Source organism: Paenibacillus sp. F024, from assembly GCF_057814255.1.
On record NZ_JBVASZ010000001.1, the window covers coordinates 612,015 to 635,448 of the forward strand.

The 23,434-nt window shown below is 49.6% G+C and carries 27 protein-coding genes; 5 read left to right on the forward strand and 22 right to left on the reverse strand.

What is annotated here, in order from left to right:
- Positions 1-3 precede the first annotated feature (3 nt).
- From ACZYR9_RS03050 to ACZYR9_RS03080, 7 genes are all read right to left on the reverse strand, one after another.
- On the reverse strand, positions 4-921 hold the full coding sequence (locus ACZYR9_RS03050) for an ABC transporter permease (protein ID WP_488976964.1): 918 nt from the start codon (positions 919-921) through the stop codon (positions 4-6).
- Positions 918-1,853, reverse strand: a complete 936-nt coding sequence (locus ACZYR9_RS03055; protein WP_488976965.1) for an ABC transporter permease — start codon at positions 1,851-1,853, stop codon at positions 918-920. Before ACZYR9_RS03055 ends, ACZYR9_RS03050 begins: the two co-directional genes overlap by 4 nt.
- 118 nt (positions 1,854-1,971) lie before the next feature.
- Entirely contained in the window at positions 1,972-3,624 is a 1,653-nt protein-coding gene (locus ACZYR9_RS03060; protein WP_488976966.1) for a peptide ABC transporter substrate-binding protein, read from the reverse strand.
- Positions 3,625-3,910: 286 nt separating this feature from the next.
- Entirely contained in the window at positions 3,911-4,198 is a 288-nt protein-coding gene (locus tag ACZYR9_RS03065; RefSeq protein WP_488976967.1) for a late competence development ComFB family protein, read from the reverse strand.
- Positions 4,199-4,211: 13 nt separating this feature from the next.
- Complete coding sequence (locus ACZYR9_RS03070) at positions 4,212-4,610, reverse strand: DUF3397 domain-containing protein (RefSeq protein ID WP_488976968.1); 399 nt, start codon at positions 4,608-4,610, stop codon at positions 4,212-4,214.
- A gap of 26 nt (positions 4,611-4,636) precedes the next feature.
- The gene (locus tag ACZYR9_RS03075) at positions 4,637-5,632 is read right to left on the reverse strand and encodes a 2-dehydropantoate 2-reductase (RefSeq protein WP_488976969.1); all 996 of its coding nucleotides are present in this window, start codon (positions 5,630-5,632) and stop codon (positions 4,637-4,639) included.
- Positions 5,633-5,784: 152 nt separating this feature from the next.
- Complete coding sequence (locus ACZYR9_RS03080) at positions 5,785-6,435, reverse strand: RsfA family transcriptional regulator (RefSeq protein WP_488976970.1); 651 nt, start codon at positions 6,433-6,435, stop codon at positions 5,785-5,787.
- A gap of 308 nt (positions 6,436-6,743) precedes the next feature.
- Between ACZYR9_RS03080 and ACZYR9_RS03085 the strand changes: the two genes are divergently transcribed.
- Positions 6,744-6,974, forward strand: coding sequence for a DUF2626 domain-containing protein (locus ACZYR9_RS03085; RefSeq protein WP_488976971.1), 231 nt, complete (start codon positions 6,744-6,746; stop codon positions 6,972-6,974).
- A gap of 57 nt (positions 6,975-7,031) precedes the next feature.
- Here the strand turns inward: ACZYR9_RS03085 and ACZYR9_RS03090 are convergent, their stop codons facing one another.
- Positions 7,032-8,153, reverse strand: coding sequence for a class I SAM-dependent methyltransferase (locus ACZYR9_RS03090; RefSeq protein ID WP_488976972.1), 1,122 nt, complete (start codon positions 8,151-8,153; stop codon positions 7,032-7,034).
- A 97-nt stretch (positions 8,154-8,250) separates the two neighbouring features.
- On the opposite strand from ACZYR9_RS03090, the gene ACZYR9_RS03095 reads away from it, so the two are divergent.
- The 3 genes from ACZYR9_RS03095 to ACZYR9_RS03105 all read left to right on the forward strand — a co-directional run bounded on the left by ACZYR9_RS03095 (position 8,251) and on the right by ACZYR9_RS03105 (position 11,021).
- Positions 8,251-9,189, forward strand: coding sequence for a hypothetical protein (locus tag ACZYR9_RS03095; protein ID WP_488976973.1), 939 nt, complete (start codon positions 8,251-8,253; stop codon positions 9,187-9,189).
- A 106-nt stretch (positions 9,190-9,295) separates the two neighbouring features.
- Complete coding sequence (locus tag ACZYR9_RS03100; RefSeq protein WP_488976974.1) at positions 9,296-10,411, forward strand: hypothetical protein; 1,116 nt, start codon at positions 9,296-9,298, stop codon at positions 10,409-10,411.
- A gap of 85 nt (positions 10,412-10,496) precedes the next feature.
- Positions 10,497-11,021: a hypothetical protein gene (locus ACZYR9_RS03105; protein ID WP_488976975.1), complete on the forward strand. Its 525-nt coding sequence runs from the start codon at positions 10,497-10,499 to the stop codon at positions 11,019-11,021.
- Positions 11,022-11,174: 153 nt separating this feature from the next.
- Here ACZYR9_RS03105 and ACZYR9_RS03110 read toward each other — a convergent pair whose 3' ends face one another.
- Positions 11,175-12,509, reverse strand: a complete 1,335-nt coding sequence (locus tag ACZYR9_RS03110) for a PhoH family protein (RefSeq protein WP_488976976.1) — start codon at positions 12,507-12,509, stop codon at positions 11,175-11,177.
- Between the two features lie 108 nt (positions 12,510-12,617).
- Here ACZYR9_RS03110 and ACZYR9_RS03115 point away from each other — a divergent pair, with 108 nt between their 5' ends.
- Positions 12,618-13,139 (forward strand): YhcN/YlaJ family sporulation lipoprotein, encoded by a 522-nt coding sequence (locus ACZYR9_RS03115; RefSeq protein ID WP_488976977.1) that lies wholly within the window; start codon positions 12,618-12,620, stop codon positions 13,137-13,139.
- A 35-nt stretch (positions 13,140-13,174) separates the two neighbouring features.
- Here the strand turns inward: ACZYR9_RS03115 and ACZYR9_RS03120 are convergent, their stop codons facing one another.
- From ACZYR9_RS03120 to ACZYR9_RS03180, 13 genes are all read right to left on the reverse strand, one after another.
- Complete coding sequence (locus ACZYR9_RS03120) at positions 13,175-13,627, reverse strand: pyridoxamine 5'-phosphate oxidase family protein (protein ID WP_488976978.1); 453 nt, start codon at positions 13,625-13,627, stop codon at positions 13,175-13,177.
- Between the two features lie 138 nt (positions 13,628-13,765).
- The gene (locus tag ACZYR9_RS03125; RefSeq protein ID WP_488976979.1) at positions 13,766-14,038 is read right to left on the reverse strand and encodes a hypothetical protein; all 273 of its coding nucleotides are present in this window, start codon (positions 14,036-14,038) and stop codon (positions 13,766-13,768) included.
- A 6-nt stretch (positions 14,039-14,044) separates the two neighbouring features.
- Complete coding sequence (locus tag ACZYR9_RS03130; protein ID WP_488976980.1) at positions 14,045-14,500, reverse strand: hypothetical protein; 456 nt, start codon at positions 14,498-14,500, stop codon at positions 14,045-14,047.
- 39 nt (positions 14,501-14,539) lie between these two features.
- Complete coding sequence (locus ACZYR9_RS03135) at positions 14,540-14,812, reverse strand: YlaH-like family protein (RefSeq protein ID WP_488976981.1); 273 nt, start codon at positions 14,810-14,812, stop codon at positions 14,540-14,542.
- Between the two features lie 91 nt (positions 14,813-14,903).
- Complete coding sequence (typA, locus tag ACZYR9_RS03140) at positions 14,904-16,745, reverse strand: translational GTPase TypA (protein WP_488976982.1); 1,842 nt, start codon at positions 16,743-16,745, stop codon at positions 14,904-14,906.
- 207 nt (positions 16,746-16,952) lie between these two features.
- Complete coding sequence (locus ACZYR9_RS03145) at positions 16,953-17,618, reverse strand: TerC family protein (RefSeq protein ID WP_488977139.1); 666 nt, start codon at positions 17,616-17,618, stop codon at positions 16,953-16,955.
- A 24-nt stretch (positions 17,619-17,642) separates the two neighbouring features.
- The gene (gene thiI, locus ACZYR9_RS03150; RefSeq protein ID WP_488976983.1) at positions 17,643-18,854 is read right to left on the reverse strand and encodes a tRNA uracil 4-sulfurtransferase ThiI; all 1,212 of its coding nucleotides are present in this window, start codon (positions 18,852-18,854) and stop codon (positions 17,643-17,645) included.
- Complete coding sequence (locus ACZYR9_RS03155; RefSeq protein ID WP_488976984.1) at positions 18,851-20,023, reverse strand: cysteine desulfurase family protein; 1,173 nt, start codon at positions 20,021-20,023, stop codon at positions 18,851-18,853. Before ACZYR9_RS03155 ends, thiI begins: the two co-directional genes overlap by 4 nt.
- A gap of 96 nt (positions 20,024-20,119) precedes the next feature.
- Positions 20,120-20,806 carry a lytic transglycosylase domain-containing protein gene (locus ACZYR9_RS03160; protein WP_488976985.1) on the reverse strand — a complete coding sequence of 229 codons (687 nt, stop codon included), beginning with the start codon at positions 20,804-20,806 and terminating at the stop codon, positions 20,120-20,122.
- Between the two features lie 139 nt (positions 20,807-20,945).
- Positions 20,946-21,371 (reverse strand): hypothetical protein, encoded by a 426-nt coding sequence (locus ACZYR9_RS03165; protein WP_488976986.1) that lies wholly within the window; start codon positions 21,369-21,371, stop codon positions 20,946-20,948.
- 30 nt (positions 21,372-21,401) lie between these two features.
- On the reverse strand, positions 21,402-21,611 hold the full coding sequence (locus ACZYR9_RS03170; RefSeq protein ID WP_488976987.1) for a DUF1540 domain-containing protein: 210 nt from the start codon (positions 21,609-21,611) through the stop codon (positions 21,402-21,404).
- Positions 21,612-21,679: 68 nt separating this feature from the next.
- Entirely contained in the window at positions 21,680-22,813 is a 1,134-nt protein-coding gene (locus tag ACZYR9_RS03175) for a glycoside hydrolase family 15 protein (RefSeq protein ID WP_488976988.1), read from the reverse strand.
- A gap of 80 nt (positions 22,814-22,893) precedes the next feature.
- Entirely contained in the window at positions 22,894-23,394 is a 501-nt protein-coding gene (locus tag ACZYR9_RS03180; protein WP_488976989.1) for a YpuI family protein, read from the reverse strand.
- Between the last annotated feature and the right edge of the window lie 40 nt (positions 23,395-23,434).

Below are 23,434 nucleotides of genomic sequence, written 5' to 3' on the forward strand. Positions count from 1 at the left end.
CCCTTACTTCCGCATCTTGGGATCAAGCGCATCGCGCAATCCGTCTCCAAGCAGATTAAAGCTCATCAGGATTAAACTGAAAACCATGGTCGGAAAAATAATCCGATGCGGGTACAACCGGATGGAATTGGCCCCGTCGGACAACAGCGAACCGAGCGAGGCGAGCGGTACACGTATACCCAGACCGATAAAGCTGAGGAACGCTTCTACAAATATGGCCGACGGCACGATAAACGTGATTTGCACGATGATCAGTCCAAGCGCGTTAGGAACCAAGTGCTTGAGAATGATGCGCGGACCGCTTGCGCCGAGCGTTCTGGCCGCAAGCACGTACTCCTGTTCTTTCAGCTGCAGCAGCTGCCCCCGCACCAGCCGGGCCATCGGCACCCAGCCGGTTATGGCATAAGCGATAATAATCGTCTTGATTCCCGGGCCGATCACAACAATCAGCAGGATCGAAATCAGCAAAAACGGAATCGAATAAATAATTTCGATGATTCGCTGCATAATATCATCAACACGTCCGCCGTAGTATGCGGAGATGCCTCCGTAAAGAACGCCGAAAACTAAATCGAGCAGAGCTGCCGCAATCCCGATCAGCAGGGATATTCGCGTGCCCCACCATACACGCGTCCAAAGATCACGGCCAAAATCGTCCGTACCGAACCAATGCGCCGCGGAAGGAGGCTGGTTGCTGATCTGGTAATTTTGGGTGGCATAATCATAGGAAGACAAAACCGGTCCGAAGACGGCAAGCAGCGATAGCAGTATAAGTGTGATCAGACCGAACACGGCCAGCTTGTTTTTCTTCAGCCTTCTCCATGCATCCTGCCAATAGGTCAATGAAGGCCTGACGATGGTTTCACGGTTCGCTTGTTTATTCTCGACCGGCTGAAACAGATCTTTGGAGATCTCCATCATTTGCTTCCCCCTTTAACCATCCGAATACGCGGGTCAATCAGGCCGTACAATATATCCGTAATGAATAGCACGACAACTAAAATAAATGCATAGAAAATCGTTAGCCCGGTAATCATGGTATAGTCATTGGTCGCGATCGACTGCACAAAATGCTTTCCGAGTCCCGGCACGACGAAAATTTGCTCCACAACCAGAGTTCCTGTAATCAAGCCTACGAACACCGGTCCGAGAACGGTAATGACCGGGAGTATGGCATTACGAAGCGTATGTCCGACTACAATGGCCCTCTGTGACAACCCCTTGGCCCTGGCCGTCTTGATATAATCTTGATTCAATACATCGAGCATGGAGGTTCTCATTAAACGCGCCAGAATGGCTATTGTCCCAAAGGATAAGGCAATCGCAGGCAGCACACGATGCTCCGGTCCGGACCACATGCCCGGAGGAAGCCAGCCCAGCTTGACGCCGACAAAATAAGAAAGCAGCGGGCCCAGTACAAACGAAGGGATGGAAACGCCGGCTACTGCGGTAAACATGGCAGCAATGTCAGGGCCTTTATTATGATTTAAGGATGCGATGATACCCAAAATCAGCCCCACTGCAATCGCAATGCCGATCGCCCACAAGCCCAGCTCGAGCGATGCGGGAAATGCCTGATGAATAATATCGGTCACCTTCCGTGTCGGGAACTGGAAGGAAACACCCAAATCTCCATGCAGGACATTATTCATATATTTTAAATATTGCTTCCAAACCGGCTGATCGAGTCCATATTGAGCGTATAACAGCTGCCTTTGCTCAATGCTCATTTTCTGAGAATCTTCACCAAACGGATCACCGGGCAAATTTTTCATCAGAACGAATGTAAACGTGACGATCAGCCATAGCGTTACGACCATATAAGCTAAACGACGAAGTAAGAAGCGAAGCATGGCGGCATCTCACACCTCCTGATTAAATTCAAATCCTACATGACCAAGAAAAAACGGAGCCGTTCCATTAGATGATAGAACGGCCCAACTTTAATGATTCAGCCTAAAATGAAAGACATTACTTAATGGATACCCATTTGAGCTCCCATTCCTTGGACATGGCAGGAAGGATCAAGCCGTCCACGCTGGGCTTCTTCGCATAGGGCCGGGTACGGAAGTACAGCGGAGAAATCGGCATATCGGTCATCAACAGCTTCTCCGCATCAACCAGCATGGTAGAGCGCTTGGCTGTATCCCTCTCTACCGCTGCGGCTTTGACCAAATCGTCATATGCTTTGTTGTTATATCCAACATAGTTAAACGACGGATTATCCGAAAGCCACATGTCCAGGAACGTCATCGGATCGTTGTAGTCCGCGCCCCACAATGCAAGCAGCGCATCAAAGCTGCCTTCCTGCATATTTTTTACCCGCAGTGCAAAGGGAAGAGATTGCCCGTCCACATCAATACCCAGATTTTGCTTCCATTGGGCCTGAATGAATTCCAGTGATTTTTTGGCCGTTTCCGTATCATCAGCCGTCAAGGTGAATTTCGGCAGAGCACTCAGATTTAACTCCTTTAATCCCTCGCTAAGCAGCTGCTTGGCCTTGGCTGCGTCAAATGGAGGCTGGGTATCGCCCGCCACTTTACGGAATTCCTCTTGATGACCGTCCTGTACCGTTCCCGGAACAAGTCCTGTCGAAGGGATGGAGGAGCCTCCCAATACCACTTCGTTATACGTATTGCGGTCAATAGCCATTCCCAGCGCTTGGCGGATTTTTGCGTTGCTAAAAGCAGGCACTTTCGTATTATGGAACATCACATATGCCGTAACGAACTCTTTTTTGAGTGTTAGATCCGGCTTACCTTGATACATTTTGGATTGTTCGCCTCGAAGCTCGGTCAGATCGACCTGGTCCGTTTCGTACATGTTCAAAGCGGTGTTCGGATCCTTTACCACGTTGACCGTTACTTTAGTGAGCTTTACATTCGCCGCATCCCAATAATTATCGTTTTTCACCATTACCAGCTGCTGCTCATGGTCCCATCTCTCCAGCTTAAAGGGGCCTGCGCCAATCACCTTGTCGGCATCCGCACCGTATTTGTTACCCTGGGCTGTGACAAAATCAGCCTTTTGCGGAAAGAAAATCGGCATGGATAACTGGTCCGTAAAGAACGGAACAGGCCGCTCCAGCGTAATTTCGAGCGTCTTGTCATCGGTAGCCTTCACACCTAACGCAGCCTTCCTCGCTTCTACCTCTTCAGGCTTCGCTTGGTTCAGGGCCGTACCGCCTTTAATCCAGGCCAGCATGGTAGCATATTTGGCTTTGGTAGCCGGGTCCAGTGTACGCTTGTAAGCCCACTCGAAGTCTTTTGCGGTCAATGGAGAACCGTCAGCCCATTTTAACCCGTCGCGGAGCGTAATGGTGTAGACAAGCCCGTCCGCAGAAATACTCGGGAGCTCTTTAGCCAGCGCCGGCTGCGGTTTGCCTTCCGCATCCAATCGGTAGAGACCTTCGTTAATCGCGTTAATCACGGTAAAGGTCGGGTTGGTTGTGGCAATCGAGCTGTCAAGCGCGGGCGGCTCCGCCGATAGATTGATTCTGAGCTCCTGAGCTTTGTTACTATCCAACCCTCCTTGTCCCTGATTCGAATTGCCCGAGCATCCGGCGGCGGTTGCACCGAACATCGCCGTTACCAGGATCAGGATGAGAAATTTGTTCAGCTTCATGGACATCCTCCTTCGATATTATGTAATTTTATGTTAATTCCTATCATGTCTTATATGCATGAAGAAGAATTCATATCAGATAAAATTACCATTTATAGTACTTATAACAATAAATATTGTAGACATTGAAACCGTTGCCAGATGAAAATTATAATACCAATGGTTAATAAAATCTAGAACCTATTTTTAGCAGCAGCCCGTTTTGCGATTTGTGAAACCAATTATCCCATCATGCAGATGACAAAAAAAAGAGCCTATGGAATAGGCTCTCAAATCAAACCGTATTTTATTCGTTGTCGGACCGCAATGCGGACTTTCTTTCCGAATTTAACACAATATGTATGGCATTGGACAACTCCCGGTACACATCGGTCTCCACCTGCATCCGCAGCTGGGTTTTGGCCAATACTTCTCCTTTGGCCGTCGAAACATATTTCGCCGGAAGATGATTGAGTGCAATCGCGATGATGTCACTTTGTTCATTGTCTGTAATCCCGGCCAAATATTCTTGTGTGGCCATCAATTCTTTCAGGTAGCTTTTTACAACATCTTCCATTAAGTTATGTACATTCATAAGGCTACTCTCCTCAAGAGTTAATCATATACTTGCCGATGCCGAAAAGTAACAGCAGCACATAGAAGGCTCCCAAAACCAAAAAACCGAGCCGTCCAAGGGTTCGGACGATTTTGACAAGGTCAATGCGTCCTTTAAGCCGGTTCTGCAAATTACCCAGCAGCCCTGCGGCAATTAAAAAGAGCAGGATAATCACCCACAGCAGCATTCCCGATCCGAACAGATTGCGGCTCATATAGGCTACGGATCCGATCAGAAACAAGGTGGTAATATCCATGCTGAAATGAGTCGCTTTACGCTTATTACGTCCGCAACCGTAATAAACAATCAGCCATGTAATCACAAAAGCCACGAAAGGGAAAAAAGCAATTGCCTTGTAAAGCTGATGAAGCCACACTAATAATCCGTTCAAGCCATGATCACCAACCCTCAATTCGTTCAACGTCCGAATGACGGAAACCGTCCTTCCAAAGCTTTCACAAGCTGGTATACAGCTTGATGCGTTGGCATGGAAAGACCAAGCTCCCCGGCCTCTTTAAGCATCCCCCCGTTGATCGCGTCGATCTCGGTAGGTCGGCCGGCAAGCACATCCTGCAGCATGGAAGATCGATTGGCCGAAGTTCTCCGGCACACTTCGAGCAGCTGTTCCCACAAATCCGGGTCCAACTCGATTCGAAGCCCCGCTGCCAAAGCAGCTCCTTCATCGAATAAAGCGCGCATCAGCTGCTGCGCTTGCGGCAGCCCCGGCAGTTCTCCGTTGGTCACTTGCAATATCGCTGTTAGCGGGTTGATGATGGCATTAACGAGAAGCTTATGCCAAATTCGGCTAGTGATGTTTTTCGACAAAAAAGCACCAAATCCTGCTTCTTCCAGCAGCTCAACCCACTTTTTTTGCGCTGCCTCAGCACATTCACCGTCAATGGGAGAAGCGCTGCCGATCCAGGTCACGCCTCGCCCGGTATGGACCGCCTCCGTTTCCGAGCGCTTTAAAGCGCCTTCGGTAGTAACGGCCAGCAAAATTCGCTCGGCGGGTATCCGTTTTGTAAGCGTATCCAAATGACCGATTCCATTCTGCAGGCAGACAACCCAGGAACAGGGGCCCATCCTTTTTTGAACCGCTTCAGCTAATTCGTTCGTTATGGCCGTTTGCTTTACGGCAAGCACAATCCAATGCATACTGTCTTCCCGCAACAAAGGACTGCTATCCTCTTTATTGATCAGAGTAATCTTCGGATAAATCCTTAATGTTCTCTCCGCTTCTTCCGTTCCCTCCGGAAAAGCGCCGGCTTCGGTTAAGGAAATCCCTTCGGACATCAGGAGCTGTTGTTGCGAGATCCGGCGAACTACCATTTCCATATCGGGGATCGACTTTGCAAGCTTAACGGCAAAGAGCATCCCCAGCGCTCCTGCCCCGATGACCGTAACCCGATTCACATATTCACACCCTTTTATTATAAAAAACTCTATTCCGTCTATCATAACAAATAAACCGTATCCAAAACAAAGAACCCCAAACGGCTTCGGATCGCAAGCGCTCAGGGGTACCTATGCAGGAGCTTTCATATGTTATCATCTCTTTATCGGATTTATTCAATCCGTTCGAGATTTCCGTTCTCATCCATTTTAAAACGCGCCTTATTCTCCTCTTCTTCCTCTGCCAGAAACGCCAGCTTCCGGGCCCGGTCCATGATTTGAATCAAAGCTTTGTAATCGTCATTTACTACCCGGTAATCGGTGGAAACATCGCTGACCTTCCTGCTTAGCTCGTCATTGATCATCCGAAGACGCTCCAACTCATCCTGCTTCTCATTCACTTCTTTTTCTAACTGCCGTACATGGCGAACCATCTCCTGGTAGCTTCCTTTCCACTGCCGCAAAAACCGGATCACCGCATCGATCGACAGCTCTTCAACAATGCCGTCGCTGCGTACGGAGCCGCCTTCCATTAACGGACCTGCCATTGCGCTGCCCGCCACGGTAGCGAATGCTCCCGTATGCTTTCTTTGCTGGTTTCGTTTTTGCCGCTGGGCTTTGGCGATTTGGATTGCCGCTTCATATTTTTTTCTGACAAAGCTATTCCAACGGAAGCCGCAAGCCGCCGCAGTTCTACCGATTTTTTCGCCAACTTCCTCGAATGCGGACAACTGAGTGCTGCCCTCCCGGATATGTCTTAGTGTCACCTCCGCCAATATCAAATCATCTTCCTCGCTCCATGCATCTTGTCTGATTGCAGTCATCGAAGCCGTCCTCCTAACCCCTATAGGTTCATCCACATCTATGATAGGTAGTGCATGAAATATTGCGTTACTTTATCTCTATGCCCATGGTAGAGTTCATAGAATACTTTTCTAGTAATTTGTATTGCCATTTTTAAAGGAGGTCATACATCATTTTCATCAAAATGGGGATGATATTTGCAAGACGGGGATGAAATTGACTTAATTTCGTCACGGTTTGACGTTTACACGTGAATCAGGTTTCGCTATAATGTTGATTAGTAACGTAAAAAATGCAACGTATGTGATGGAAGAGAGGGGGATGCAGAATGGATCGCATGTTTCGTGTTCTCGGTTTTTGGACGCTCGTCATCGGACTAGCCGCACTGGCCGGGGAAATGATTCCTTTCGCTATGATCTTTTTCGCCCAGACGGCGATTTTTGTTCTGTTAGGATACATGAAATTGTCCGAACGTACTTACATATTGATTTTCTGGGGATACATGATTATTTCGTTTACAGGATTTACGTACTGGTCATTTTTCAAAATGTCCGTATAATCTTGAAGCGATGCAGCTCTGAACTCCATCGCCAACCACAAAAAGGTGAACCGCATGTTATTGCGGCTCACCTTTTTTTTGAATCAATACTTTAAACAGCTCGCTCATCTGATCGCTGATCAGCAGTTGGCGAATAGCCCGGTTACGCTTGGCTGCCGGAGAGAACGGATCTGCGGCATCATGCGTCTGAAGCTTATCCAGCAGTCCATTCTCTACCAAAAATTGCTTTTGAGTCATGAATTGGCACGGAACCAAGCCGCTCTCCCGCCCCGCATCGATCAACGCACTGAAATTGACGTGCGAGGTCATATCCTGCTCGCCCGGGTACAGGCAAGGCAGATCATAAGCTTGATGCTTCCGGTAGCAAAGCAGCGTTCCATTCATCCGATGCGGGGCATAAAGCTCTTCCCGAACATCTCCGTAATCAATCGTAATCAGTTGGGCTCCTTCTTCCAAGCTTGCAGCTATATTTTTCAACCAACGTATCGATGCAAGTCCGGCCTCAAACCGCTGCCCTTCCCGCTTGGGCATCTGTTCTTTAGTTATAAAATCCATCAAACTCCGGTCCGTTACGGGCAGCTCGCGCTCGATCAGCTCCTGTGCCTTATCGTCCCATGCCACGAAGCTTTCCATCCAACTCTCTTTCCGGTAAGCAACGCGGTGCACGGGCAGCGCATCCGGCAGCTCATTGGAAAACACAATACAATCTTTCCAAGGACCTTCCTTCACCCATTCCTCTTCGTTCAGCCAGCGCACCTTCTGAGCATGAGGCTCCAGCGTCTCAGCCTGCAGGCTCCGATGATAAGGACTTGCTTCCACGCTGATATATTGAAGCCTGTCATACAGATCCGGAGAAGACAGCCGCAGGGCATCGAGTACTTGCAGCGCCAGCATCCCCCTGCCTCCTCCCCACTCTATCAAATAGAACGATCCCGAATAATCAGACGCTGTCCGGTGGATATATGCGGCCAAAATTTCTCCCAATAGCGTACCTATAGATGCAGCTGTATAAAAGTCGCCGTCTCTTCCGATTTTTGTCCTCTCATTCATATAGTAGCCGTATTCAGGATGATATAGACACAAGTCCATGTATTCGAGAAAAGAAATGGCCCGCTCTTTATGCTGCTCCATACGTTCCCGGATCACCGTCAGAAGCCCCTGGTTTCCCGATTGTCCCATATGCAAATGCCCCTCTCTGCCTATCACCAATTTACTACAGACAAAGCGGCTCCTACTCGATATAATGTATGAAGACAACGATGGAAGGAGCACAACCTTGGTTATCACTCGAAAAATATTACCTCTACTGCTTCTCTGCTGTGTCTTTTTTCTTGCCGCCGGATGTACGGATCACGAACAGCTGAAGCAAGATTTGCTTCAGGCCGCAGCCAAGCAAGAACAGGTACATAGCTACCGGTTCTCAGGCCAGGTCAACCTTCAGCTGGACCCGTCCCTCTTCCAGGACGCACAGCCAATGACTGCCGCGATGCTGGGTTTATTAAAGGAAAGCGCGATTCAATATGAAGGTATCGTTTCGCTTTCCGATCCGGCCCGAATGGAAGCGATGATCACACTGGCGCCCAAGGGCGCGGAAGCTCCGATTGTACTGCCGATCCTTCTTAAAGATAACAAAATGTACCTGCACTTGCCAGCCGTCAATCAACCGGATGAATACATGATGCTCCCCCTTGAAAATGTTCAAAGCCAATGGAACGCAAATGGCGGATTCTCTGCCGGCATCAGCGTCAAGCTGCTCGAGGGCATTGATTCAAAATGGCTGGAGCCCGGATCCAAGGATGAATCGCTGTCCAATGGCGATCCGGCCAAACAGATTACTCTGACAATAAACGAGAAGAATCTTACGGAGGTTTCCAAGCAATTATCGTCCGTTTTGTCGAATCTGTTCAATCACCTGACGGCCGGAGGCTTAAGCTCCGACGCTCAGAGCGAAAGGTTAAAGTCATTTGCTGAGCAATGGAGCGTGGCGGCGCCTTCTTCCATCAGCACAGTGATCGACGAACAGGGCTTTATCCGCGAGCAATCCGGCAAGCTGAGCTTTACGGATAAGAACAGCGGCAAAGCCGTAAACGTTATCGAATGGACACAGCGCATAGACGATGTGAACCAAACGCCGAACTTTACCAAAGAAGCACCGAAACAGGTGAAGAACCTTCAAGACATCCTTCGTCTTCTTCCTGCGGCACCGAAATCTTGATCTCTTCCTGCTGCTTTTCGCCAATGTCCGGCGGAAAGCCATTTTTTTGTCATCATTTTCCTCTTCCTATGATATCTTTAGGTGAGAGGATGGGAGGGGAACTCGGGTGGTATTGCCGTTGAAGGGGTTAAGACGAGCCGTAATCGGCATCATTTTGGCGGGCTGGTGTGCTCTTGGCCTGGAACTTCCAACCCTAAAGGCCGAAACGGGACAAGAAAACAACGAATTGCTGCAAAAAGGATTAACGATTTACGAAATCGACCAAGAGCTCATGCGCATATCGGAGCAGGAAGCCAAGCTTCAGGAGCAGCTCACCAGTACTGAGGAGCAGCTCAAAATGGCCGAGCATTCGTCAGCCGAGGCGAAAGCCCACGCCGCCAAGGTTATTCGCGCTTATTACATGGGAGACCGGGATACGCTTTGGACATTACTATTTACGGTCCGCAGCTTCTCCGAAGCGCTGGCCTCATTAGAATACCTGCAAGCGATTCTAAAGAATGATCAGCTGGCACTCCAACGCCACACGGAAGCATGGCAGCAGTTGACCGCAGTGAAAGAAAGGATGACCAAGACCCAAACCGGACTGCAGCAGACCAAATCGAATTATATAGAGCAGCGGGCACGTCTTCTCGCTCTGCAGCGGGAAGTGGATACGGCCTTAGCCGAAAATATAGAAACAGCTCCCCAGCTTCAGCAGCAGATGCTGGAACTTAACCGCTTATGGCATGATAAGGGAGTCCCCATGCTCAGAACCTACTTTCAAGCCCTGGGAGAAGCCTTGAAGCAGCTGCCTGAATTGGTGACCTCCGGATCGGGCTCGGGCGGAAATTTGATTATGAACGGATTTAACTACACTTTTCAGATGACTGACCAGGAGCTAAACCACTTTTTAAGGCAAAAAAACGAGCTATTCTCCGATATGACGCTCCGGTTCACGCCCGACAAAATGACCGCTGCCGGAATGCGGGACGGTATCTCCGTGCAGATGGCCGGAAGCTACGAGATGGCAGCGAAGGATGAAAGCCGAAATGGGACATTTTTACGGTTTCGAATTACGGAACTGCAGTTCAACGGCTTTATGCTGCCCTCCACGACGATTGAGGCCTTGGAAAAAGACTTTGATTTGGGTCTTTATCCGCAAAATCTCGCATCTTTCCTCCAGGTGACTGGAGTGAAAATTGAAGAAGGAAAGCTCAGCATCATGTTAAAGCTGGCCTTGTAACGAAAAGGTTGCACCGGCCGGCTTTTTTTGCGCATAATGGTGTAACATGAAGTGCGAAACGAAAAAGAAAGAGAGGGCGGTTCCCATGAAAGAAATTCAAATGAAATTCGGTCTTGCGATGGATATGCCCGATGACAAGCGGGCAGGCTATTACGCTCAAATCGTAAAAGCGCTGGCTGGCAAAGCAAGCCTCTTCGACCGGGACAAGGAACTTCTGATCTTCTCTACCCCGCAGGACCGGGAACAGGCCAAGCCGATTATGAACCAATACTCCGTACCCTTTGAGGAGCTGGATTTGCTGCTATTGCCAGCCTCTGTGAGAATAAGCCCTTCTTTTGATGATTACGGATTTATTACCCGATTGGAGAACGCTTATTTGTACGCCGATATGGCTGTCGTATGTAAGCTGAAGAAGCCGAAAGCCCCGTCCGGCCGCGCATATGAACCGGTTCAGGCCGCCGCGCAGCTTGAAGAACACCTGTTGGCGTATTGGAACCTCGATGATGATGGCAGCGGCACTGTTTATACCTTGGAGAAGCAGCATGCCGAACTGGCCGAAGGCATTGCCCGCGCCTACGGCTGCAGCATTGAATGGATCTGCGGGCCTTGAGAAAAGCAGTGCCGTAAAGCCCTTAGAGACTTCATTTTCTTGAAAAATCGGCCGCTTCACGATACATAAATATCGTTGGCGGCCGACGAATATTGAAATTACGCTGCGTTAAGCGTGGAGTTTTTATCCGCTTTGAAGCTTTCCCAAGTCTCCTTACAGCAAATCCGCTGCAAGCTGTGCCAAGTGGGAGCGTTCGCCGCGTTCAAGCATAATATGCCCGCTGATGCTTTGCTCTTTAAAGCGTTCAACCACATAGGTCAGACCGTTGCTCGAAGCATCGAGATAAGGATGATCGATTTGCTCCGGGTCCCCGAGAAGTACAATTTTACTGCCCTCTCCAACACGGGATACGATCGTTTTCACTTCATGCTTGGATAAGTTTTGCGCCTCATCGATGATAATGAATTGCCCCGGTATGGATCGGCCGCGGATATAGGTCAGCGCTTCAACCTGAATGCTTCCCAGTCCGGCCAATATTTTATCGATATCACCCGGCTTTTTCGTATCGAATAAATATTCCAAATTATCGTAAATCGGCTGCATCCAGGGACGCAGCTTCTCCTCTTTCTCACCCGGCAAATAACCGATATCTTTTCCCATAGGAACAACAGGACGAGCAATCAGAAGCTTCTTGTACTTCCTTTCGTCTTCCACCTTCATCAAGCCGGCCGCAAGCGTCAGAAGCGTCTTTCCCGTGCCGGCCTTGCCTGTCAGCGTAACCAAAGGAACCTCGTCATTCAGCAGCAGTTCAAGAGCCATCCTCTGCTGGGCGTTTCTTGCCGCGATGCCCCAGATCGGATCGTTGCTCAAAAAAAGCGGCTCCAGCTTCTTGCCATCCGCACTCACCTTCAAGAGCGCCGATTTGCTGGTTCCCATTTCATCTTTTAAAATAACGAACTCGTGAGGATACAATGTATATGTTAAGTTCAAAGAGCTTACGTTCAGATGGCGGTAAGTATAAAATTCATCAATGACGGATGGATGCACAAGAATCGTTAGATGTCCGGCATAAATTTCTTCGGCTACATTCACAATCCGGTCGCTTAAATAATCCTGCGCCGTAATGCCCAGAACGTCAGCCTTAATCCGAACCAGCATGTCTTTACTGACCAAAATAACCGGCCTCGGTTCGGGCTTTTCATTTTCCTCCAAATGATAATTCAGCGCAACGGCCAAAATCCGATTATCGTTGGATATATCCGCAAAGACTTCCTGCAGCCTCGCAAAGCTTCGGTGATTGAGCTCCACCTTCACGCTTCCGCCGCTTTCAAGCTCAACGCCCTCAAATAATCTTCCGTTGCTTCGCAATCCGTCCAGCATCCGGGAGATTTGACGTGCATTTCTCCCCAGCTCATCCGCGTTCCGCTTTTTGGAATCAATCTCCTCAAGCACTACCGCCGGAATAACTACTTCATTATCCTCAAAAGCATATATGGCATTTGGATCCTGCAGTAAAACGTTAGTATCCAGCACATAAACCTTTTTCATTTTGAGTCCCTCCCGGGTTTGGTGTTTGGTAAAAGCTAAATACATAAGAACTAGCCAGTCAGGACAAGCTAACCAAAGCAGAACCTGAAAAGAAAGGAACGAGAACTAGTGAGGAAATTTGTCGCGGTTATTATGCTGTTGTCCGCTGTGCTAACAGGTTGTACCCAATCACCAAAGAATGGAGCAGCCCCTCCTCAGAACACTGATCATAACCATCAGGTGCAGGTAAAGCAAACGGCGCCTCAAAAGAAACAGATTACAGATGCGGCCGGCGTAGCCCAAAGACTGGAGCAAATCGCCGCCAGTGTGCCGAATGTGGAAAGCGCCAATTGCGTCGTATTCGGCAACACGGCCGTTGTCGGAATCAATGTACCGCAAGGGATGGATCGGGCCAAAGTCGGTACGATCAAGCTGTCTGTAGCCGAAGCATTGAAACACGATCCCTATGGAGTGAACTCGCTCGTGACGGCAGATATGGATCTTGCCGAACGTTTGCGCCGCATAAGGGATCATGTGCGCAACGGCAGAGCGATCAACGGATTTGCTGAGGAAATGGCGGCCATCATCGGAAGAATCGTTCCCCAGCTTCCGCAGGATGTCGTTGCTCCGCAAACCAATCCAGGCCGTTAAAGGTGTAGCAAAAAAGCCTAGAATGCAAAACGATTCTAGGCTTTTTTCATGGCGTCGAACACCTGCGTGTCCAGCCTCTCAGCGGCACGCTTGTCGTACGTCTTTTCATATTCAGGCGCAACGGAAATGCGTGCTCCATAGAACATGGCATCCCGTACCGTAGAAATATCGATGTCATAACAGGCCAGCTTGAACGGAACTCCGTCTAACGCATCAGTAACAAGACGCACAGTGCCATAAATGGCATGTACCGAGCCGGCGCCGATGAAGGTCAAATTGACTAGCGGTTGGTTCCCTAAGTTGGTTCCGATTCGCGAGCGTTGGTCCACGGCAAAACGAATTGTCCTCTCATCCTTGGCATAAAGCCAGGAAATGGCGTTCATGGCCGGCGCGCCGGTTTCATGATCGATCGTGCTTAACAATGCGAACGATTCCCGTTGCAATGAGTCGAAGAGCTGTTCCGAAAGAGTAGTGATCGTTTCGGCCATGCATTCCCCTCCTAAGGTTTGTTCGTTGTTACTATGTTCATTATATCATAGGTGTAATCTTGCAGCTACAAACAGTTGTCCGGAATACTCCCTTCAAATATTAATATTTTATTTTATCGACATGTCTTAACGATTATGTCATTCATTATACTTCGGGTTTGAATTAATATCTTCCAGCAGCTGTTCGGCAGACTCACGGTCAAACGGCTGGATTCGGCTTTCTCCTGCCGTTTCATAATGAATCCTGTACACGTCATCGTCCATGGTATAGCCGAATTGAGTCAGGTGATGGTCTTCCCGCAGGATCACCTCAAAAAAATCCCTCGTCTCAGCGGCTGCACGGTCTTCCGGCCGGGCTTCTGCAACGATGCTGATTTGCAGCCAATTGAACAGCGCATCCTGTAATTTCAAACGCTTTCAGTCCTCTCTCAGCAAAATTACGCAGCGGTCCTGTGTCAGCCATTCCCGCATGGTTTTGAGCCACAGCTCCGTCTCTATGCCTGTGACCGTTTCCGATAACAAAGAGGAAGCCTCCTGCGGTGTCAGCAGCCGGTTGAAATACGCCTCGGCACAGTGAGATAAAGGATAAACCTCAGCCTGATCCGCCTTCATTCCCTCTTGTTCAATGGCTGCAAGACGTACCGCCTGCCCTTGTCCCAAATCAAACGGGAGCACGCCCGTTCCGCAGGTCTCCAAGGCATCGTCGGAGAGCAGCAGTTCCGCCTTAAAGCTTAAAAGCAGCCTGGGGTGAACAAGGCGAAGCGCTTCGGCAAAACGTACACGGGCCTCCTCGGGCTCCAAAAGAAGCCTTTCTTCACCCAACACCGCATAATGTCCGTCCCACTTGACCGGCATCAGCCAACATTTAGCCACAGGATGCCCACTCCTTTCCGAACCTATCGCATAAGACACCTATTCCTTCTTTTGGCTCCGCTCCTGAACAAAGTAACGGATTTTCACCATAAACATCAATGCTACGGCAACCGCCAAGCTCGGCACAATCGGTAGACCCGCCAACTGGAAGAACAGCAGCATGCCGGAGCCTAATGCGAGCATCAAGTAAATGACGGCGTCTTTTAAGATCGGCAGCTTCCGTACCCTAAATACTTTATTGTACACATAAGTGATGAGAACGAAAATCAAAATCCAAGTAATAAACGGATGCGCACGAAACCATTCAACCATAAGATACACCTCCCTTAGCAAGCGACTATACTATTATGATGGAAAAGAAAGCTCTGATCTCTCAGAGCTCTCTTGGTGATACATATGATCATTACACGCCGGCTTCCGCCATTTTGCGGTGCTTTTCGGCACGCTCGCGCTCGTTTTTATTCAAAATCTTCTTCCGCAAGCGGATCGATTTGGGTGTGATTTCACAGTATTCATCGTCATTCAGATATTCGAGCGCCTGCTCAAGGGAGTAAATCCGCGGAGTCTTCATCTTCACGGTATCTTCCTTCGTAGCAGAACGTACGTTGGTCAACTGCTTCTCTTTGCAAATGTTAACGATAATGTCGTTGTCGCGGTTATGCTCTCCGACGATCATTCCTTCGTAAACTTCGGTTCCCGGCTCCAGGAACAACATACCGCGGTCTTCGACCGACATCATTCCATAGAACGTGGAAACGCCGGTCTCGCTGGAAATCAGTACGCCTTCATGACGCCCGCCTACGCCGCTGCCCGCATAAGGACCATAGCTGTCAAATGCATGGTTCATAATGCCGTAACCGCGAGTCAGCGTCAAGAAGTAAGTCCGGTAGCCAATCAGACCGCGCGCAGGAATAAGGAATTCAAGGCGTACATTCCCTGATCCGTTATTGATCATATTGACCATCTCCGCTTTGCGGGTACCCAAGCTCTCCATGACCGAGCCCATGCTTTCTTCCGGGACATCGATAATCAGGCGCTCGATCGGCTCCATCTTTTGTCCGTCGATTTCCTTAATGATAACCTCCGGTTTCGATACTTGAAGCTCAAAGCCTTCACGGCGCATATTTTCAATTAAAATGCCCAGGTGCAGCTCTCCGCGTCCCGATACGATGAAAGCGTCAGGGCTGTCCGTTTCATCCACACGAAGACTGACATCGGTCTCCAATTCTTTGAGCAGGCGCTCACGAAGCTTTCTGGACGTTACCCATTTACCTTCCCGTCCGGCGAACGGACTGTTGTTCACCAGGAACGTCATTTGCAGCGTCGGCTCGTCAATCTTAAGCACCGGCAGCGCTTCAGGATGAGCCGGATCGGCTATGGTTTCACCGATATTAATATCTTTGATACCGGCGATAGCAACAATGTCTCCCGCTCCCGCTTCTTCGATTTCCAGACGCTTCAAGCCTTGGAATCCGAAGAGCTTCTCAATACGGGCTTGCTTGGTCTGTCCTTCGCGGTTAATGACCGCGATCGACTGGCCTTGGCGTACCGTCCCGCGGTTCACGCGGCCGACAGCAATACGGCCTAAATATTCGTTAAAGTCCATCAGAGTGACGAGGAACTGCAGCGGCTGGCTCACATCTTCGGTCGGATGCGGAATATGCTTTATGATGGTCTCATAGAGCGCCTGCATGTTCTCGTCCTGACGTTCGGGATCCATACTGGAGGTTCCCATCAGTGCGGAGGCATATACGACAGGGAAATCCAGCTGGTCATCGTCGGCGCCAAGCTCAATAAACAAATCAAGCACCTCGTCCACTACCTCAGCAGGACGGGCATTCGGACGGTCGATCTTGTTCACGACGACAATCGGGGTCAAGTGCTGCTCAAGCGCTTTGCGCAAAACGAATTTCGTTTGCGGCATCGTGCCCTCGAAGGCATCGACGACCAACAGAACGCCGTCAACCATTTTCATAATGCGCTCCACCTCACCGCCAAAATCGGCGTGACCGGGGGTATCCACAATATTAATCAGAAAATCCTTATAACTGATGGCCGTGTTTTTCGCCAATATGGTAATGCCGCGCTCACGCTCCAAATCATTGGAGTCCATGGCCCGCTCCTGAACAGCCTCGTTGTCTCGGAACGTACCGGATTGTTGGAGCAATTTATCTACCAGTGTCGTTTTGCCATGATCGACGTGAGCAATAATGGCAATATTTCTTATCTTATCTCTTGAATGCATGACGTCACATAACCCTCTCTTCAGATGTGGCTTGATTCCGCGAGCGAGCTGTGAACCCGGCGCGAAAAGCCCGTTCATAAAAGAAGCGTCGGACGTAAGCGCCGACGCTACAATTCACATTTCATTATAAGGGAAACCGCACAAAAACGCAAGAAGACCGAAACAAAAAAAACGTGGTGCAGCTTAACTGATTCTCAAGTCCGCAGATTAAGACGATCTTGGATGGAGTACGAACTTTTTCAGAAGCCCGGATCCAATGACGATCAGCGTTGTAATCACGGGAATCAGATAATGGGAAATGCTGCCGAACAGCCAGCTGACTACCTTGTGGTCCGCCATAAACATTTCACCCGCCGTATAGCCGAGTATTCCGGCTCCCGCAAAAACAAGCACAGGATATTTTTTGAGCAGCTTAACTACAAGTGTGCTGCCCCAGACGATAATGGGAACGCTCATCGCGATGCCAAGAATAATGATTCCGACTTCGCCCTTCGCCTTTGCTGCGATGGCCAATACATTATCAAGGCTCATGACGAAATCCGCCGCAATAATCGTCCAAATCGCTTTCCCGAGCGTAGAGGCCTCTTTTACGTTAGAATGCTCATCCTCCTCATCCATCATCAGCTTGATGGCGATCCACAGCAGCAGAAGCGAGCCGGCGGTTTGGATATACGGGATCTGAAGAACGTACACTGCCGCAAGCGTCAGAATGATCCGTATGCCTATCGCTCCGAAAGTCCCCCACCATATCGCTTTTTTTCGTTCTTCCAGCGGCAGCTTTTTGCTTGCAAGCGCAATGACTACCGCATTATCCCCGCTAAGCACGATGTTAATCAGCATAATTTGCAAAAAAAGCAAAGTCCATTCCATCATCATGCCGCTTTACCTCCAGTGGATTTAGAAAAATGAAGCGAACTTGTCCTCTTTATCCGCAATCGGATCTACCCATATGGATTGGGTATTGCGAACGGCTTCCTCCAGCTCCTCCTCAAGCCAATCCATCTTGCTTTCAATGCTCTCCACGACTCTGAGATTCGGGTTTGTGCTTGGGCTTGGCGGCAAAAACAGTGTACAGCAATCCTCATGCGGAAGAATGGAAATCTGGAACGTATCGATCCCTTCCGCAATCTCAATGATCTCTCTCTTCTCCATGCATACCAAAGGCCGGATGAGAGGCAATTGCACCGCACGTCCGATGGCATTCATACTGGACAGCGTTTGACTGGCGACCTGACCGAGGCTTTCTCCCGTTACAATCGCTCCGCCCCCTCTTTCCTCCGCCAGCTTCTCGGTAATACGCAGCATAGCGCGCCGCAGCAAAGTGATCAGCAAATTATGATTGTAGGCTTTATGGATTTTTGTCTGCACGGAGGTAAACGAAACCATATGGAGCTTTATCGGTCCGGCAAACTCAGCCAGCTTCTTTGCCAAATCGATCACTTTTTGCTGAGACTTTTCATTGGTAAAAGGATAGCTGTGAAAATGCACCGCTTCGAGTCTAAGTCCCTGTCTCAAGGCAAGATAGCCGGCAACCGGGCTGTCGATCCCGCCTGATAGCATCAGCATGGCCTTCCCGTTGGAGCCGAGCGGAAAGCCTCCGGCCCCCTCATCCACACGGCAGTACAGCAGAGCTTCATGATCGCGAAGCTCTACTCTCAGCTCCGCCTCCGGCCGGTGCACGTCCACCTTCAAGTCGGGAAAAGCCCGCAGGACAAAGCCTCCGACCAAGCGGTTCATCTCTTGAGAATCATGAGGAAAGCTCTTGTTTATTCTCCTTACACTTACTTTATATGTTTGAGGGAACGATTTTAATGACTGCATCACACCCAAGGCCGTTTCTTGTATACGTTCCAATTCCAATGGTGAGGTATAAATGGGACTGAACGAAGCAAGGCCCAATACTTTTTGCAGATATGGCACCAATTCCTCATAATCTGCACCGTTCAAATGAAGAATGATTCTTCCGAATTCCTTCTGATACGAGATGGCTTCAAAAGAACGAAGCGTTCGTTTTACCTGCTCGAATATCGTTTTCTCAAACCGGTGCCGGTTTCGCCCCTTTAATGTCAGTTCCCCAAGCCGGAGAATCGCCTGCTGCGGTTTCATCATGAATTTCTCCGTCCTTTCCGTGAAGATGCAGCCGGTTTCAGCTCGGCAACCACTTCCTGCAGCGCAGAACAGAAATGCCGCACATCTTCAAGTTTTTGCTGTAGCGAATAGCTCAATCGTATGCCGCTTACAGCCGCGGCGCGGTCCGCGCCCATCGCCGTCAGCACCCGGCTTGGCTTCTCCGCTCCCGAGGAGCATGCCGAACGGGCCGAGACATAAATGCCTCTCTGTTCTAAAGCATGTACGAGGACTTCCGACTTCATACCGGGATAAGAAAAATGGACAATATGCGGCGCCATTTCCCCCGGATTCCGGGAACCGGTAAGCACAAGCTCAGGCAATCGATCAATCCCTTGAATAAGCCCTTCGCGCAACGCGGCCGTATGCCTGGCGAAGGCCTGCTGCTCCTCGACAGCCATCCTTACCGCTTTGGCCATGCCTACAATCGCGGGGACATTCTCCGTTCCCGATCGCAGGCCATCCTCCTGCCCGCCTCCAAGCAGCAGCGGCTCCAGCTCCACACCATTGCGGCAGTATAAAAAGCCAATTCCTTTAGGTCCCCGAAGCTTGTGCGCCGAGCATGTCAGAAGATCGGCTCCGAGCTGCCCGGGAATGACCGGAAGCTTGCCGATGGATTGCACCGCATCGACGTGAAAAAGTGTTTTGGGCCGATGACGAAGCATTCGGCCGATTTGTTCAATGGGCTGTATCCGTCCCATTTCATTATTCACATGCATGATGCTCACAAGAATCGTTTCATCTGTTAATGCACTTTCCAGCTCATCCAGGCAAACTTGACCCGTATCGTCTACAGGCAAGTAAGTGACGCGGTACCCGTCCATTTCCAGCCTGCGAAAGGTTTCATACACTGATGCATGCTCAACCATAGTGGTAATAATATGGTTTCCTCTGTGCCGGTACTTTCCTGCCGCACCTCTAATGGCCAGGTTATTGCTCTCCGTCCCTCCTGATGTGAATCGGATTTCACCGGGGGCACATTGCAGCATAGCGGCAATCGTTTGGCGGGCACGGGCCATAAGCTGCTCCGCATCGGCTCCCATCGCATGCAGCGAGGATGGATTTCCATAAAACGATCTCATCACTTCCGTCATCGTGTCAATGACTTCTTCGTACATCGGTGTTGTTGCCGCGTAATCCATATAAAGCAAAAACAGTTCCTCCTTCAGTTCCAAGAAAAGACCAATTGCAGCTTCACCTTCCGAAATCACCGTTCGGAAGAAAAACTGCAATTGGTCTTATGGCTGTCATACGATAGCGTCATATTCCTGTTTTAAACCCATCACTTTGCGGATATATTGCTGCGTTTCGGCCGGCAGCAGATGAAGCTTCGACATCAAGTCCTCATCGTTCTTGACACCAATCCGGTCCACTCGTCCGGGACCTGCATTATAGGCCGCGAGAGCCGTACTGGCGCTGCCGTTGTATTTTACCAAAAGATTGGATAAATAGCGTGTTCCGCCTTCTATATTTTGTACGGGATCGAACGGATTGGTTACACCCAGACTCTGCCCTGTTGCATCCATCAGCTGCATTAGCCCTTTGGCACCTGTCCGGGATACCGCACCGGGGTTAAAAGACGATTCCGCATCGATAACGGCTTTGATCAGGCTTGACTCTACACCGTAACGCCGGCTCGCTTCCTGAATGTGCTCTTCAAACTCGGTAGGCCTGCTGGCTGAAAGACGCTGTTGCACCCATGGAGTCATCAAGCCCGGCATTGACAGCATCGCGGGCTTCAACGAAGCCTCAGAAGGCGCATCCTGCGGTTCTTTCATCGCCAGAAGTCCGCTCAACAGCTCGGAAAAGCCGCTATGATCCTCCGTATCTGAAGCAACGCTTGTTGAGGACAACAAATCGGATTTGTTCAACATCTGGAGACGGAGTAATTCTTTTAAGGTTCTGGGATCGATCGTTCCTGGATTCAAACTCATATAGGCTTAAACTCCTTGATTGTACAATCTTACCATCTCAATAAGATTATTTTACACCTTTTTGAGCTTGTCATCCAGTCCTATTTTCAGGCAAAGAAGCAGACCGTCTGAATCGGCCTGCTTCTGCTTCACTGCTTTCTTACGTTAATAAGGGCACCAAAACAAAATAACCCGCCAAAGAAATCAGTCCGATTGCAACGGACCAAGCCCCTAAGGTCCTTTGCCCGAGCATAAAAGCGAAAAATCCGAGCAGCGTCGATGTCGAGCCCAGCAGTACCGGAAACACCATGAGTGACAGTACCGCCAAAATCAGGGCGGTATAGCCCAACCAGCGGGTTGAAGCCGATGCTCCTGCATCAGACTGCTCCACTTCCGATGCGGCGGATGCCTTAGGCCTTTCCTGACGGAAATGCGGCAGCCGATGAGAGGCGGCCGAATCACCCGCAAATTCTTCATTTACCTTCATGCCGGACTCTTTGTGCAGCTGCTCCCGTTTTAACTGCTGAAGCGGTTTGTCCGGCTTGGCGGACAAACCGGAACGTTGAACCCCGAGCTTACGTCTCACGTGATGATCACTCCCTTCATATGAAGAAGATCATTTCGCTTTTTTCGGCTCGAAGGTATGGCAACAGGTATTGCGCACACTTTTGGCTACATCCTTATGGTCCGTAAAATCAGCGGCAAATTCCGTATCATAACCGACCTTCGCATGCTTATCGACTTCGATCATGATCGTATTTGCATTACAGTTGTTTCCCTGTGCCCAATATTCACAGTTTGCAACGCTGCATTTCACTTGTGGCATAGTTATCACCCCTGTCTCAGCTTGCCCCTTATCCATCGGCGATATTCCCGCTGACGCCAAGGCACGGCCTATCCAAGCTTGTGATTCAATACCAAAAACATCGCATGCGACCACAATAGCGGCAGGGCGGGAGGTCCCCACCGGGCAACCCACTCGTCATATTTATGCCTGTCCTCCAGCGCATCCGGGACCTGTTCGGGGAGCCTTCCCTGATCATCAGCCTTGGAGACAATCCACTGTAACGCTATTTCCGCTTGACGGCGGTCGCCCATGGACAGCCTTACCCATCCGTGCCACGCCGTAAGCAGCAGCCATTCTCCTCCGCCGTAATACTCATCCCCCTTGTATCTGCGAATCCCGCCTTGTGCCGTCCGCAAATCGGACTCGATTTGGTTCAGAGTATTCTTCATGATAGGATGCTCCGGCTCAAACAAACCAAAGGGCTGACAGAGCCACATTAAGCTTGCGTCCACTTCGTCATTACCAATTCGGGCTGCAGTGACATCCGCTTCAGGTGCCGGGGTTACAAACTTTACAAAATGCCCCCGCTCCGGATGTACCGCATGGTCAAGCAAAAACGCCTTGATCTGCCCGCAAACCTCCTCCAGATCGTGCCTTTTCTCCAACTCGGCGACTCCTTTTAGTCCGCCATAAATACAAGCCAGCGTCGAAGGATGGATGTGATCTGCATATTCTTCCCAGCAGTCGAAATTCGGCAGCCGCCAAAACGCCTGCAAATAGGCTGCCGTCACCTCAACACTGGAGCGAAAGCGGTCCGGAAGCCGCTGATGTCCGTCAGCTTTCAAATGCTCGGTCAAGGCCCATAACCAGGTGCCGTAACCATCCAGTTGAAAATGACCCCATTCGGACGTGATATCATCTCGTCCGTCCAAATGATATCTGGTATGTAAAAATTCGTTAAGCCCGATCCGCTCGCCGCGGCTGTTCTTTTCCAGCAAATACCGAATATGCCCCTGCTTTCGTTCCACAATTCGTGTGACCCATTCATGGAATTGTCCTGCGCTTGCATGCTCCCCCGCACAATCCATAGCATAGGCGATAAAGCTGCCGTCTCGGAGCCAGCTGTAATTGTAATGAGCGAACAATGGACAGGCGACATAACCTCCGCTTGGGTGCTGGTTCAGCCGAATTAGCCGGACACTATCTTTGGCAAGCTGATTCAAATGGATGGTCTGAGACACAAATCAATCCTCCTTATGCAAAAAGAGATGCTTTGGGAGAAAGCATCTCTTCATTATCATTATATTCCAGGCGGACAATATTATACTTTATCACCTTGCATCCGCTTTTGCGTGATATAGTCGGTTTCGTAGTAAGCCAGCTCATCACGGAGTGTTTCAAAAATTTTCGAAAGCTCGATCGTCAAATCCCTCACTTCGCGGCTTGGTTTTTTACGGAAGCGAATGGCGTCTTGACCGGTGTAAGCATATCTGCCATCTTCAGAATAGCATTCGTTCTTTGGATAAAAGAAACTGTTTATGCAGCTATGATATACTTCGTACAATACCTTTTCGGCATATTCCACATTGAAATTGGGGCGGCGCAAAGCCACGCCGAGCTTCTCGTAAGACACTTCGGAAAACACAAGCAGATGTCTAGTGTCAGATAAATATCCTTTGTAAAATTCGTCCATTGCTTCATCATTGTCCGTATTCAGCTGCCGCAAAGAGTGCTCATTCAAAAATGCTTCCATTTTTGCGATCGCATCGCTCAGCTTCGTTCTTGTTGTTTCACAAAGATTTTTTACGTTAAACACTGCCATAGCTTAGATAGACCTCCTCAACTTAAAAAGCCAACATAGA